This window comes from Subdoligranulum variabile (assembly GCF_025152575.1).
Classification (GTDB): domain Bacteria; phylum Bacillota; class Clostridia; order Oscillospirales; family Ruminococcaceae; genus Gemmiger; species Gemmiger variabilis.
On sequence record NZ_CP102293.1, the window covers coordinates 2179922 to 2192763 of the forward strand.

The 12842-nt window shown below is 61.2% G+C and carries 14 protein-coding genes; 11 read left to right on the forward strand and 3 right to left on the reverse strand.

Annotated features, from left to right (window positions below; genetic code table 11):
- Positions 1 to 9: 9 nt before the first annotated feature.
- From NQ490_RS10155 to NQ490_RS10195, 9 genes are all read left to right on the forward strand, one after another.
- Positions 10 to 879 (forward strand): carbohydrate ABC transporter permease, encoded by an 870-nt coding sequence (locus NQ490_RS10155; protein WP_007045667.1) that lies wholly within the window; start codon positions 10 to 12, stop codon positions 877 to 879.
- Positions 876 to 2504, forward strand: coding sequence for an ABC transporter substrate-binding protein (locus tag NQ490_RS10160; protein ID WP_007045668.1), 1629 nt, complete (start codon positions 876 to 878; stop codon positions 2502 to 2504). The genes NQ490_RS10155 and NQ490_RS10160 overlap by 4 nt, the downstream gene beginning before the upstream one ends.
- Before the next feature lie 73 nt (positions 2505 to 2577).
- Positions 2578 to 3405: a hypothetical protein gene (locus NQ490_RS10165; protein ID WP_007045669.1), complete on the forward strand. Its 828-nt coding sequence runs from the start codon at positions 2578 to 2580 to the stop codon at positions 3403 to 3405.
- Between the two features lie 90 nt (positions 3406 to 3495).
- Positions 3496 to 3666 (forward strand): hypothetical protein, encoded by a 171-nt coding sequence (locus tag NQ490_RS10170; RefSeq protein ID WP_007045670.1) that lies wholly within the window; start codon positions 3496 to 3498, stop codon positions 3664 to 3666.
- Between the two features lie 17 nt (positions 3667 to 3683).
- Positions 3684 to 4034 carry an MmcQ/YjbR family DNA-binding protein gene (locus NQ490_RS10175; protein WP_040917382.1) on the forward strand — a complete coding sequence of 117 codons (351 nt, stop codon included), beginning with the start codon at positions 3684 to 3686 and terminating at the stop codon, positions 4032 to 4034.
- 142 nt (positions 4035 to 4176) lie between these two features.
- Positions 4177 to 4767 (forward strand): TetR/AcrR family transcriptional regulator, encoded by a 591-nt coding sequence (locus tag NQ490_RS10180; protein WP_007045672.1) that lies wholly within the window; start codon positions 4177 to 4179, stop codon positions 4765 to 4767.
- 17 nt (positions 4768 to 4784) lie between these two features.
- Positions 4785 to 6335 carry a phytoene desaturase family protein gene (locus NQ490_RS10185; RefSeq protein WP_040917384.1) on the forward strand — a complete coding sequence of 517 codons (1551 nt, stop codon included), beginning with the start codon at positions 4785 to 4787 and terminating at the stop codon, positions 6333 to 6335.
- Position 6336: 1 nt separating this feature from the next.
- Entirely contained in the window at positions 6337 to 7500 is a 1164-nt protein-coding gene (locus NQ490_RS10190) for an iron-sulfur cluster-binding domain-containing protein (protein ID WP_007045674.1), read from the forward strand.
- A gap of 129 nt (positions 7501 to 7629) precedes the next feature.
- Complete coding sequence (locus NQ490_RS10195) at positions 7630 to 8748, forward strand: SLC13 family permease (RefSeq protein ID WP_007045675.1); 1119 nt, start codon at positions 7630 to 7632, stop codon at positions 8746 to 8748.
- Positions 8749 to 8787: 39 nt separating this feature from the next.
- On the opposite strand, the gene NQ490_RS10200 is transcribed toward NQ490_RS10195, so the two are convergent.
- The 3 genes from NQ490_RS10200 to NQ490_RS10210 form a co-directional block, all read right to left on the reverse strand.
- On the reverse strand, positions 8788 to 9198 hold the full coding sequence (locus NQ490_RS10200; protein ID WP_007045676.1) for a GtrA family protein: 411 nt from the start codon (positions 9196 to 9198) through the stop codon (positions 8788 to 8790).
- A 158-nt stretch (positions 9199 to 9356) separates the two neighbouring features.
- Positions 9357 to 10022 (reverse strand): response regulator, encoded by a 666-nt coding sequence (locus NQ490_RS10205; RefSeq protein ID WP_007045677.1) that lies wholly within the window; start codon positions 10020 to 10022, stop codon positions 9357 to 9359.
- A gap of 14 nt (positions 10023 to 10036) precedes the next feature.
- Complete coding sequence (locus NQ490_RS10210; RefSeq protein ID WP_007045678.1) at positions 10037 to 11659, reverse strand: sensor histidine kinase; 1623 nt, start codon at positions 11657 to 11659, stop codon at positions 10037 to 10039.
- 201 nt (positions 11660 to 11860) lie between these two features.
- Here NQ490_RS10210 and NQ490_RS10215 point away from each other — a divergent pair, with 201 nt between their 5' ends.
- Both NQ490_RS10215 and atpE read left to right on the forward strand, forming a co-directional pair.
- Positions 11861 to 12556: a F0F1 ATP synthase subunit A gene (locus NQ490_RS10215; protein WP_007045679.1), complete on the forward strand. Its 696-nt coding sequence runs from the start codon at positions 11861 to 11863 to the stop codon at positions 12554 to 12556.
- Between the two features lie 66 nt (positions 12557 to 12622).
- On the forward strand, positions 12623 to 12841 hold the full coding sequence (atpE, locus tag NQ490_RS10220; RefSeq protein WP_040917386.1) for an ATP synthase F0 subunit C: 219 nt from the start codon (positions 12623 to 12625) through the stop codon (positions 12839 to 12841).
- The last annotated feature ends 1 nt before the right edge of the window (position 12842 follow it).

Sequence of the window (12842 nt, forward strand, 5' to 3'; positions counted from 1 at the left end):
GGCTGTACTATGTCGGAAGATTTTGAAGCCCGGCGCCGTGCGGCCGGCCGCAAAGCGGGGCTGCGCCAGGCGCTGACCTATCTGGGACTCAGCATCTGGGCCGTGGTGGTGCTCTTTCCGTTCTACTGGATGGTGCTCACCTCGCTGAAGAGCTACGGTGCCTACAACTCGGAGCATACGCCCCAGTTCTTTACCCTGCATCCCACCCTGGAAAACTATCAGCAGGCTTTCACGGCGGTGCCGCTGGGGGGCTATCTGCTCAATACCCTGATCTTCGCCCTCATCACCACCGCGGCCATGGTGGTGGTCAGCACGCTGGCCGCCTACGCCTTCGCCCGGCTGGAGTTCCGGGGCAAGAACCTGCTCTTCGGGGCCTTTCTGTCCCTCATGATGATCCCCAGCGAACTGGTGGTCATCACCAACTATGTGACCATCACCAACCTGGATCTGCGCAACACCTTCACCGGCCTGATCCTGCCCTCCATCACCTCCATCTTCTATATCTACCTGCTCAAGGAGAGCTTTGAGCAGGTGCCCGACGAACTCTACCGGGCGGCCAAGGTGGACGGCACCTCCGACCTGAAATATCTGTGGAAGGTCATGATCCCCATCTGCCGCCCCACCATCGTCACGGTGACGATTCTCAAGCTCATCGAATGCTGGAACTCCTACGTCTGGCCCCGGCTGGTCACCGACGATCAGGCCTACTTCCTGGTGTCCAACGGCATCCAGCAGATCCGGGAGGAGGGCTTCGGCCGGGAGAATATCCCCGCCATGATGGCCGCCGTGGTGGTCATCTCGGTGCCGCTGGTGGCGCTCTTCCTGGCGTTCCGCAACAAGATCATGGAGGGCGCGTCCCGGGGAGGCATCAAAGGATGAAAAAGTTTATATCCCTCTGCACGGCGGCGCTGCTGCTGGGGGCGCTGGCGCTCTCGGGCTGCCACGGCCGCCGGGAACAGGCGGCCTTCGCGGTGCCGGACTCCTTTGACACCTCGAAAAACTACGAGGTGGTCTTCTGGGCCAAGAACGATACCAACAAGACCCAGACCGACATTTATAAGCAGGCCATCGAGGATTTCCAGCAGCTCTATCCCAACATTACGGTGACGCTGCGGCTCTACACCGACTACGGCGATATCTACAACGACGTCATCACCAACATCTCCACCGGCACCACTCCCAACGTCTGCATCACCTATCCCGACCACATCGCCACCTACCTTACCGGCGATAACGTAGTGGTACCCCTGGACGACCTGTTTGCCGACGAGCACTACGGTCTGGGCGGTGACGAGCTGCTCTACGACGGCCCCGCACAGGACGAGATCGTGCCCCAGTTCCTGGAGGAATGTAAGCTGGGCGGCAGCTACTACGCCATCCCCTATATGCGCTCCACCGAGGCCTGCTACATCAACAAGGATTTTGTGGAAGCGCTGGGCTATGAAGTCCCCGATGTGCTGACCTGGGATTTTGTGTGGGAAGTGTCGGAAGCGGCGGCCGCCACCAAGGGGGCCGACGGGGTCTACAGCCTCAACGGCCAGAAGGTGCTGATCCCGTTCCTCTACAAATCCACCGACAATATGATGATCCAGATGCTGCGCCAGAAGGGGGCGGGCTACTCCACCTCCACCGGCGACATCCAGCTCTTCAACGACACCACCACCCAGCTGCTGGAGGGCATCGCCGCCCATACGGCCAGCGGCGCCTTCTCCACCTTTAAAATTTCCGGCTACCCGGCCAACTTCCTCAACGCCGGGCAGTGCGTCTTTGCGGTGGACTCCACCGCCGGTTCCACCTGGATGGGCAGCGACGCGCCGCTGATGGACATTGCCGCCGACGAGGTAGTCTCCTTTGACACCGAAGTGCGGATGATCCCCCAGTTTGACCCCGACCATCCCCAGATGATCTCCCAGGGGCCGTCGATTTGCATCTTCAACAAGGAGGATCCCCAGGAGGTGCTGGCCTCCTGGCTGTTTGCCCAGTATCTGCTCACCGACAAGGTACAGATCGCCTACTCCGAGACGGAGGGCTATGTGCCGGTGACCACCAAAGCCCAGCAGGACCCCGACTATCAGGACTATCTGAGCCGGGCGGGAGAGGACAACGATACCCACTACCAGGTCAAGCTGGATGCCGTGCAGCTGCTGCTGGACCATCTGGACGATACCTTCGTGACGGCGGTCTTCAACGGCTCGGCCTCCCTGCGGGACGCGGCGGGTCAGCTCATCGAGGACGTGACCAAGTCGGTGCGGCGCAGCCAGACGGTGGATGAAGCCTATATCCAGTCCCTCTATGCCGATACCCAGTCTCTCTACCATCTGGACGCTGCTTCCCCCTCGGGCGGCAAGGCGGATCTCGGTCCGCTGCCCGGCACGGCGGTGGCGCTGCTGGCAGGCCTGGCCCTGGCCTGGGTGCTGATTCTTGCCTACCTGGCGGTCCAGACGATGCGCCGCCGCCGTGCCCAAACGGTGCAAAAAGGCCTTGATGTGGGCAAAAAAGGTTGATTTTCCTGCCCGTTGCGGTATAATAGCAAGGGAATCGCACCTGACTGCGGTCCCGTTAAGGAGGATAAGAATAATGAAAAAGATTTTGTCTGTGCTGATGGCACTGGGCATGACCTTCTCGCTCGCCGCCTGTGCGGGCAGCACTTCGTCTTCCAGCGAAGCTGCTTCCGAGTCTGAGTCTGCCTCTGCCGCCGAGTCCGAGGCTGTTTCTTCCGAAGCGGCCACTTCCGAGGCTGCCGCTGCCGGCACCGTGATGAGCTATGACGAGTACATGGCCGCCGATCTGGACACCGAGGTCACCATCGAAGCCTACGTCCAGGCCAAGCAGTCCTGGTACGCCGATCAGGCTACCGCCACCGTCTATCTGCAGGACCAGGATGGCGCCTACTTTGCCTATGACATGGCCTGCTCCGAAGAGGACTACGACAAGCTGACCCAGGGCACCTGCATCCGCGTCACCGGTTACAAGAGCGAGTGGAGCGGCGAGGTGGAGATCATTGATGCGACCTTTACCTTCGTGGACGGCGCCGACACCTTCGTGGCCGAGCCTCTGGATGTCACCGAGCTGCTGGGCACCGACGAGCTCATCGACCATCAGAACGAGCTGGTCACCTTCAAGGGCCTGACCGTGGAGCCCAGCACCGATGCCAACGGCAACGAGGCTGCCTTCCTGTACAACTACGACGGCTCCGGTGAGGACGGCGACGACCTGTACTTCAACGTTTCCTACAACGGCGAGACCTACACCTTCACCGTGGAGAGCTACCTCTGCGACAACACCACCGACGTGTACAGCGCCGTGAAGAATCTGCAGGTGGGCCAGACCATCGATGCCGAGGGCTTCCTCTACTGGTACGAGGGCGTCAACCCCCACATCACTTCGGTCACCGTCACCGGCTGATCGGAAAAAAGCGCGATCTTTCGGGCGGCACAGCTTGGGCTGTGCCGCCTTTTGTGCTATACTGGAACCAAAAAACGGGAGGAATGGCCCATGCGGATCATCACACTCATGGAGAACGCCCCCGGTGCGCCCACAACGGGATTCTCAACATTCCGGACCGCTGCCGGCCGCTGTACCGGCAAAACCGCCCGGGGTGGGCTGCTGAAAATTCCGGGGGATCAGCTGCAGCCGCTGCACAGCGGGATGCCGCTGGACCTGTGAGCAAGGAGGAAAGCAAGATGGACCGTGCCCAAGTGATCCGCCTCTGCCTGCAGCTGCCCGACGCCTGGGAGGATTATCCCTTCCATGACCCCAACTGGACCGTCATGCGGCACAAAAGCAACCATAAATCCTTTGCCCTGATCTTTGAACACCAGGGAAAACTCTGGGTCAACGTCAAGGCGGAGCCCGGCTGGGGAGATTTCTGGAAATCCACCTATCCGGCGGTGGTCCCGGCCTACCACATGAACAAACGCCACTGGATCGGCATCATCCTGGACGGATCCATGACCGAGAACCAAGTGTTCCAGCTCATCGGCGAAAGCTATGCCCTGACAGCCCCCAAAGCCGCCCATCCCAAACACCCATAACCCTGGCAGTGCCTTCCCGGAAAGGCGCTGCTGTTTTTTTGCTGTAAAAATTCGCAAAATGGGCAAAATTTTTGTTGCTTTTTTAACAAGGCGTGGTACAATGGAATCATAAAATAACACCTGTTACAAAAAAGGAGGACCCATGCCGCGTACCAAACAGATTGAGAAGGAGGACATCCTGCGCGCCGCCACAGAGATCATCCGGCAAAAAGGGGAGGGCGCGCTGACGGTGCGCAGTATAGCGGGGGAGCTGGGGTGTTCCACCCAGCCGCTGTATTACGAATTTGAAAACGTGGAGCAGCTGCGGGCAGCGCTGCTGCCCTATGTGCGGGAGCACTATCTGCAGTTCCGGTGCAGCAACTATAAAGAGTTTGGCCGCCATTTCCTGAACTTTGCCCGGCAGGAGAAGGAACTGTTCCGGTTCGTCTATCTGCGCCGCCGGGCGCCGGGGGAGACGCTGCTGGATGACATCAACTTTGACGAGACCATCCGGCTGCTCAGCCAGAACCTGGAGATGGATCCCGAGACCGCCCGCCGGATGCATCACCAGATGCAGTATCGCTGTTACGGTATGGGCGTCATGCTGGCCACCGACTACTGCGAACTCACGGAGGCGCAGATCGAAGCCGAACTGACCGAGTTTTACATCATCATCCTGCGCCATTACAAGGGCATTACCGACGACGCCCAGCTGCAGTACTGGCTGGGGCGTTCCCGCCATCTGATCCTGTGATTTGCAAGGAGGTTTTTATGGAAACGCAAAACACAAAACGCTATGACGTGGTGGTCATCGGCGCCGGCAACGGCGGTCTGACCGCCGCCATCCGGGTGCTGCAGGGCGGGTATTCCTGCCTGCTGCTGGAAAAGCACAATCTGCCCGGCGGCTTTGCCACCAGTTTCAAGCGGGGGCGCTTCGAGTTCGAGGCCAGCCTGCACGAGCTCAACGACTTCGGTTCGCCCACCGAACCCGGCGACATCCGCACGCTGTTCCGGGACCTGGGGGTGGAGGACAAGATCGACTGGATCCGCATCCCCGAGGCCTACCACCTGATCACCACCGACAAGAAATATGACTGCGAGATGCCCTTCGGCGTGGAGGCCTTCATCGACAAGATGGAGCAGTATGTGCCGGGTTCCCGCAAATCCATGACGGAATTCTTCGAACTCTGCAACGAGGTGCGGGACGCCCAGACCTACTCCAACTCGGTGAACGGCAACACCGATTCGGACTATATGAAGTCCCATTTCCCCAACTTCATCAAGGCAGGCAGCTACTCGGTGAATGAGGTGCTGGACGCCCTGAAGATGCCCAAGGCGGCCCAGGACATCCTCAACGCCTACTGGTGCTATCTGGGCGTGGACTGCGACCGGCTGAGCTTTTTGCACTACGGCTCCATGGTCATCCGCTACATTACCCGGGATGCCTGGATGCCCAAGATGCGCTCCCACGAGATCAGCCTGGCCATGGACGCCCGCATCAGGGAGCTGGGCGGTGACATCTGGTATCATTCCGAGGCTGCGTCCATCCTCACCGATGCCAACCGGGCCATCACCGGCGTGCAGCTCACCGACGGCACCGTCATCGAGACCCGCCATGTCATCGCCAACTGTGCCCCGCACCTGGTTTTTGGCAAGATGCTGGACAAGAAGTCCGTCACCGAGGCCCAGGTCCGCGCCACCAACGCCCGGACCTTCGCGGGCCGCGGCTTCACCCTTTTCCTGGGACTCAACAAATCCGCCGAGGAACTGGGCATCAAGAGCCACAACTACTTCATCTACGATACCGCCGACACCGCCAAACAGTACGACCTGATGCGCAAGGTTTCCACCAACCATGCCCAGGCCACCGTCTGCCTGAACAACGCCTACCCCGAGTGCTCCCCCGAGGGCACCTGCATGATGTATTTCACCACCCTCATCATGTCGGACGACTGGGGCAATGTCTCCGAGACGGACTACTTCAAGGCCAAGGACCGCCTGGCAGAGGATATGATCAACGTCTTTGAGCGGGAGACCGGCTGCAAGATCCGCGATGCCATCGAGGAGATCGCCGTGGCGTCCCCCACGACCTACGCGCGGTACTGCGGCCATCCCGAGGGCGTCATCTATGGCTACGAGACCGCCGGCTGGGACAGCCTGATGCCCCGCATGATGATGATGAAGGAGGACGCCGCCCTCTGCCCGGGTCTGCGGTTTGCCGGCGGCTACGCCATGCGTTCCAGCGGCTATTCCAGTGCCTATGTGTCGGGCGATCTGTCCGGCCGCCAGACGGTGGGCGATCTCAAGAAGGAGGCGCAGTGATATGAACTTCAAAAAACAGATCTTCGGATTCATGGATATGCTCCGCTTCACCAAGCTGGTGCCCAACCGCCGCAAGGAGCTGGCTTCCGGCGCCGATACGCCGCTGCCCCAGCAGTACCGGGTCAACGAGCTGGCCAAGGCGCTGCATCCCGGCCGCATGGAGGTGGAGGTCACCGCCGTGCGTGCCCTCACCGACCGGATGACCGAACTGACCTTCCGCCGCACCGATGCCGATGCGTTTCCCTTCTTCCGGGCGGGGCAGTATGTCTCGCTGCAGGGCACCGTGGAGGGCAGCGTGGTCAGCCGTCCCTACTCCATCTCCTCCAGCCCCCGGGAAGCGCTGCAGAACAAGCTGACCCTGGGCATCGAGGATGCCGGATTCTTCTCAGACTACCTCAACCGTCAGGCCAAGGTGGGAGACCGCTTCCTCATGACCGAGCCCGCCGGGGAATTTCACTACGAGACGCTGCGGGATCACAAAAAGATCCTCTGCGTGGCGGGCGGCAGCGGCATCACGCCCTTCCTCTCGATGGCCAAGAGCCGGAAGGAGGGGGACGAACCCTACGAGATGCTGCTTTTCTACGGCGCCCGGGATGAGGCCCATCTGGCCTACAAGGCCGAGCTGGACGCCCTGGCCGCCGAAGGAGTGCTCCAGGTGGTCTACGTCCTCAGCGACGAGACCCGGGAAGGCTACGAGCACGGGTTTGTCTCGGCGGAGCTGATGGCAAAATACGCCGACCTGCAGGATGTGACCTTCTTCCTCTGCGGCCCGGCGGCCATGTACGCCTTTATCCAGAAAGAACTGGCGCCGCTGCACCTGCCGGTGAAGGCAGTGCGCAAGGACGCCACCTGCTGCGGTGCCTGCGCGGTGGAAAACCCCCGCACCTTCACCCTCACCGTCCACATCCGGGACAAGGTTTACACCGTGCCCGCCCGGGAGGACGAGACGCTGCTGGTGTCCATGGAGCGGGCCGGCATCCAGGCGCCCAACAAGTGCCGGGCCGGCGGCTGCGGCTACTGCCACAGCAAGTGGCTGGGCGGCGATTATCTGGTGGCGGACGGCCGGGACGGCCGCCGGGCCGCCGACCGCAAGTTCGGCTGGATCCACCCCTGTGTGACCTACCCGCGGGCGGATATGGAAATCGACGTGCCGCCTGCTGAGTGATCCTCCCTAACCCGAATCCCGCCGGGCCTGTGTGCCCGGCGGGATTTTTGTGTAAAAAGAGAATTGACAGTCCGCCGCCCGTTTTCTATAATACCGTAGGAAATTTGGTTGAAAATGAGGCATGGAAACATGAAAAGCGGATTCGGGCAGCGGTGTGCTGCCTTTTTCAAGCAGGAAACGGTATTGTGCATCGCGGCGGTGCTGGCGGTGATCTCGGTAGTCTTCAACCCGCCCAGCGCGGCCTATGCAGGCTACATCGACTGGGACACCCTGGCCATGCTCTTCAGCCTGATGGCGGTGATGAAGGGATTCCAGAAGGCCGGGCTTTTTGTCTGGCTGGGCAACTGTCTGCTGCGCCGCACCGACACCACCCGCAAAATGCTCTTTGTGCTGGTGTTCCTGCCCTTTTTCTGCAGCATGATCATCACCAACGACGTATCCCTCATCACCTTTGTGCCTTTCGCCCTGGTGGTGCTGCATATGGCCGGGCAGGACTGGCTGGTGGTGCCGCTGGTCATTCTCCAGACGGTGGCGGCCAACCTGGGCAGCATGCTCACCCCTATGGGCAACCCCCAGAATCTGTATCTCTACACAAAATCCGGCACGTCCTTTCTGGAGCTGGTGGGCCTGATGCTGCCCTACGCATTGCTGTCGGCGGTCTGCCTGGCGCTGCTCATCCTGCGGTGCGACTCGGTGCCGGTGCAGGCGGCCACCGTCCAGAGCAAACTGGCGCCGCCCCGCACGCTGGCGGTCTACGGCGCCGGGTTTGCCCTCTGTCTGCTGGGCATTTTCGATGTGCTGCCGCCGCTCATCATCGCGGCCATTGCCGCTGTGTTCCTGGCTTTCTATGACCGGGGTGTGCTGGCCAAGGTGGATTACTCCCTGCTGGGCACCTTCATCGCTTTCTTTATCTTCATCGGCAACCTGGGCAGCGTGGCCTGGTTCAAGGACTTCATCGCCTCGGTGCTGGACGGCCATGTGGTGGCGGTGTCGGTGCTGGCCAGCCAGGTCATCAGCAACGTGCCCGCGGCCCTGCTGCTCTCCGGTTTTACCGAAGACTGGAAGGGGCTGCTCATCGGCTGCAATCTGGGCGGTCTGGGGACTCTCATCGCCTCCATGGCCAGCCTGATCTCCTATAAGCTGGTGGCCCAGAACAGCCCCGAACGGCGCAACACCTACCTCATCTGGTTCACGGTGTGCAACGTGGGCATGCTGGCGCTGCTGCTGATCCTGAACTGGATCCTGTAAACGAAAAATCCCGGACCTGTTGGGTCCGGGATTTTTTTATCAATAGACAAAGGTTTTCTGGGCCAGATAATTGGCGAAGAACAGCGCCACATCCACCGGGATCTTCACGGCCAGTTCGGGGATGCCGGCGGGGAGCCACCCGGCCAGGACAGCCACCAGCAGGGCACTGGCCAGGGTCTTGAGCACCGTGATGACGGTGTAGAGGCTGGCGGATTTGCCGTGGGAAGTGTGGCTGTGGAAGACAAGGAAGTAATTCAGCAGATAGTTGCACAGCGACGATAGCACCCGCGCCAGAATGGTAGCCGCCACGATGGCCGGACCCCCGCCCAGGTAGGGCCGCAGCAGGGCGCACAGCACCGTGAAGGCACCCAGGTCCACCACGCTGGAGGAGAGCGACGAGGCGGAAAACTTCCCGAAGGAACGCACCGCCGCGGCTTTGGCAGAGCTCATGGATTTCCTCCTTTCCCACAACACAACGCGGGGCAGGTCCCGCAAAGCAGGTCCCGGCCCCGACGATACAAAACAACGTACAACAATCAGTATAAAACTTTTTGATCCAAAAGTCAACCGCCGCACCCAAGCAAGGTGCGGCGGTAAATTCCAAGGATTCAGGTCGCCAGCCGGTAGACCAGACAGGGCCGGCCGCCGGTGCCGTAGTTCATGTCGCCGGTCACCTGTCCCTGCTGGGCCAGATAGCCCATGTAGCGCCGCACCGTCACCACCGAAAGTCCGGAGGCTGCGGCAATCTCCTCGCAGGTGTAGGCGTGGCCTGGGTCATCCCGCATGCAGGCCAGCACCCGTTCCTGGGTCTGTGCCTGCATCCCCTTGGGCAGCGTGGCCGGGGCAGGGGGCACCGCGTGAAGCAGATTGTCCAGGGCGGTCTGGTCCAGGCTGCCCCGCATGGCGCTGCGCCGTCGGCAGAAGGCATCCAGCGCCCGGCAGAAACGCTCGTAGGCAAAGGGCTTGACCAGATAGTCCACCACCCCCAGCCGGGTTAGCGCCTCCACGGTGGCGGCGTCGTTGGCGGCGGTGATCATGATGACGTCGGATTCCACCCCGGCGGCGCGCACCGCCCGCAGGAATTCCAGCCCGTTCATCTGGGGCATGTAGAAATCCAGGATCACCAGGTCGGCAGGGTTGTGCCGCAGCCAGTCCAGCGCCCGGCGGGGCTGGCTGAAGGTCTGGGCCACCGTGAACCGGCCATCCTTCTCGGCGTACCGGCGGTTCAGTTCGGTGATCATGGGATCGTCTTCTACGATGACAACGGTGTACATGATTTGCCTCTTTCTCAGGTGTCCGCCGCCCGGGGCGGACGGAAGGTAATGATGAAGGAACTGCCCACGCCCTGGGTGGACTCCACCCGGATCTCACCGTCGTAGGCGTCCACCACGCTCTTGACTAAGAACAGTCCGGTGCCGTGGCCCTCCCCCTTGGAGGTGCTGCCCCGCTCAAAGATGTGTTCCCGGACTTCCTCCGGCATGCCGCAGGCGTTGTCGTCCACGCTCAGGATCAGCCCCCGTTCGCTCTCCCGCACCGAGACGTCGATCTCATGCAGGGTGTCGGAAGGGGTATTGCCGAAGGCGTCGAAAGCGTTCTCGATGAGATTGCCCAGAATGGTGATCATACCGGAGGCGGGCAGGTAGTGGGTGTCGGAACTCAGGTGGCTCTCAGGGTCCAGGGTAAGCCGCACTCCCAGCTCTGCCGCGCGGCAGCTCTTGCCGATGAGCAGCGCCGCCACCGACGGCTCGGCGATGCTCTGGGAGATCCGCCCCACCGACAGGGCCTTGGTCTGGGTCAGCTGGAGCACATAGTCCTCGGCCTGCTTGGCCTCGCCCAGTTGCAGAAGCCCCAGGATCACGTGGAGCTTGTTCATGAATTCGTGGGTGTAGGCGCGCATGGCCTCCACGATATGCTGCACGCCGGTCAGTTCCCGGGCCAGGTTGGCCACTTCGGTGCGGTTGCGGAAAATCGCCACCGCGCCCACGATCTGTCCGTCCCGGCGTACCGGCATCCGGTCGGAAAGGATGCGGATGTGGTGCAGCGATTCCAGGCTGATGTTGTACTCCGGCTGTTCGGTGTGCATGACCCGGGGGATGGTGGATTGGGGATAAACCTCGGACAGAGGCTTGCCCACCACAGCGCTTTTGTCAAAGGAGAGCATCTCAGCCGCCGCCCGGTTGATGTAGATGATGTGCTCCTCCCGGTCGATGGCCAGCAGTCCCTCGTCCAGGGCGTCCAGCAGCTCCATCCGGCGCAAAAACAGATCGCGGAAGGCGTCCGGCTCGTAGCCCAGCAGGTCGCTCTTGATGCGCTGGGCCAGCTGCATGCTCAAAAAGGAACCTACCCCCAACGCTGCCGCGCCGATGAGCAGATAGATCTCCAGTGTGCGCAGACCGGTGGAGCGGATGGAACTCAGGTAGAGCCCGGCCATCACATAGCCTTTGACCGATCCGTCAGGGCGGTGCACGGCGGCGTAGGCGCAGTGGTCGGCGCCCTCGGGGGCACGGGCATCGTCCAGCAGGGCATCCTCACTCGCGGACAAGCGGTTCATAAGGGCCTCGTCCAGCGATTCCAGGGAAGCGGCGCTGCTCTCGCTGTCGGTGACGTCGCACAGATAGACCGGCTGGCCGTCGGCGTCGTAGACGGCAAAAAGGTCAATGCCCGAGATGCCGTGCACCGTCCGGTCCACATATTCCATGATGAGGGCGGGTTCGTCGCCGTCGGTGATGGTCAGCGTATGGGAGACCGCCTGCACCGCGGTGGTCAGGGTGTCGTCGCGGATGCGCCGCTCCTGGAAAAGGTTCAGCGAAAGCCCTGCGCCGGTGGCCAGCACCATGGCTACCAGAATGCCCAGCACCGACACCCGGCGGATCTGCTGGTAGACGGTATGGCCGGTCGACTTCTTTTCCATAGGACACCCCTTTTTTATAATAGGACAGTTTCTGCGGTAATGATACCACCTTCGTACAGAATCGTCAATCTTGCACAAAGTTTCTCCGCCATCGGCAGGACAAATGCATCCCTTTGCACGGTTTTGTTTTTTTTATTTTCGTAAGACTTACCACCCCGCCGCCGCGGGCGTAAGATGGGTACGAAAAAGAGGTGAACAAGTTTGGAAGGTTTTAAAGAAGCCCTGGTTGATGCCCTTGCCAATGAGACCGCGTTCACGATCCCGGTCCTCGGCGGCATTCCCATCAGCTCGGCCGTGCTGGTGACCTGGATCATTATGGCGTTCTGGATCATCTTCACGCTGCTGGCCACCCGCAATCTGAAGGTCAGCAACCCCGGTAAGCTGCAGGTCATTCTGGAATCCGCCGTGGAGTTCCTCAACGGATTCGTCAAGGAGACCATCGGCCCCCACTGGCGGCCCTTTGCCCCCTATCTGGGCAGCGTGGCGCTTTACATCGGCCTGGCAAACATCATCAGCATTTTCGGCCTGACGCCCCCCACCAAGGACGTCAGCGTGACCGCCGCCCTGGCGTTCATGAGCCTGGTGCTGATCTACGGTGCGCAGTTCCGCTACAACGGTCTGCGCGGCGGTATGAAGCGTTTTGCCGACCCCATGCCTGTGCTGCTCCCCATCAACCTGATGGAAATCGCCATCCGTCCGCTGGCGCTGTGCATGCGACTGTTCGGCAACGTTCTGGGCGCTTTCATCATCATGGAGATCATCAAGTACCTGGTACCCGCCGTGGTGCCCGCCGTCTTCTGCATCTACTTCGATCTGTTCGACGGCCTCATCCAGACCATTGTCTTTGTCTTTTTGACCGCTCTGTTCGCAGGCGAGGGCATCAAGGAAGAAGAGTAAGCCCCGCCCCCACCCGCGCGGTACATGCCGCGCTCCCATGAAAAGAACTTTCAGGAGGAAACTACTATGTCTATCGGAATCATCGCCGCAGGTCTCGCAGTTCTCACCGGTTTTGGCGCCGGTATCGGTATCGGCATCGCCACCGGCCACGCCAGCGACGCCATCGCCCGTCAGCCCGAAGCATCCGGCAAGATCAACAGCACCCTGCTGCTGGGCTGCGCCATGGCAGAAGGTACTGCCATCTTCGGTTTCATCACCGCGCTGATCATCATCTTCGTGGGTTAAA

Bases quoted from the DNA above. Each gene is read 5' to 3' on its own strand.
- NQ490_RS10195 (WP_007045675.1), top strand. From the start codon at position 7,630: ATGAAAAGCGGATTCGGGCAGCGGTGTGCTGCCTTTTTCAAGCAGGAA.
- NQ490_RS10180 (WP_007045672.1), top strand. From the start codon at position 4,177: ATGCCGCGTACCAAACAGATTGAGAAGGAGGACATCCTGCGCGCCGCC.
- NQ490_RS10190 (WP_007045674.1), top strand. From the start codon at position 6,337: ATGAACTTCAAAAAACAGATCTTCGGATTCATGGATATGCTCCGCTTC.
- NQ490_RS10185 (WP_040917384.1), top strand. From the start codon at position 4,785: ATGGAAACGCAAAACACAAAACGCTATGACGTGGTGGTCATCGGCGCC.
- NQ490_RS10200 (WP_007045676.1), bottom strand. From the start codon at position 9,198: ATGAGCTCTGCCAAAGCCGCGGCGGTGCGTTCCTTCGGGAAGTTTTCC.
- NQ490_RS10170 (WP_007045670.1), top strand. From the start codon at position 3,496: ATGCGGATCATCACACTCATGGAGAACGCCCCCGGTGCGCCCACAACG.
- NQ490_RS10160 (WP_007045668.1), top strand. From the start codon at position 876: ATGAAAAAGTTTATATCCCTCTGCACGGCGGCGCTGCTGCTGGGGGCG.
- NQ490_RS10175 (WP_040917382.1), top strand. From the start codon at position 3,684: ATGGACCGTGCCCAAGTGATCCGCCTCTGCCTGCAGCTGCCCGACGCC.
- NQ490_RS10210 (WP_007045678.1), bottom strand. From the start codon at position 11,659: ATGGAAAAGAAGTCGACCGGCCATACCGTCTACCAGCAGATCCGCCGG.
- NQ490_RS10155 (WP_007045667.1), top strand. From the start codon at position 10: ATGTCGGAAGATTTTGAAGCCCGGCGCCGTGCGGCCGGCCGCAAAGCG.
- NQ490_RS10205 (WP_007045677.1), bottom strand. From the start codon at position 10,022: ATGTACACCGTTGTCATCGTAGAAGACGATCCCATGATCACCGAACTG.
- NQ490_RS10165 (WP_007045669.1), top strand. From the start codon at position 2,578: ATGAAAAAGATTTTGTCTGTGCTGATGGCACTGGGCATGACCTTCTCG.
- atpE (WP_040917386.1), top strand. From the start codon at position 12,623: ATGTCTATCGGAATCATCGCCGCAGGTCTCGCAGTTCTCACCGGTTTT.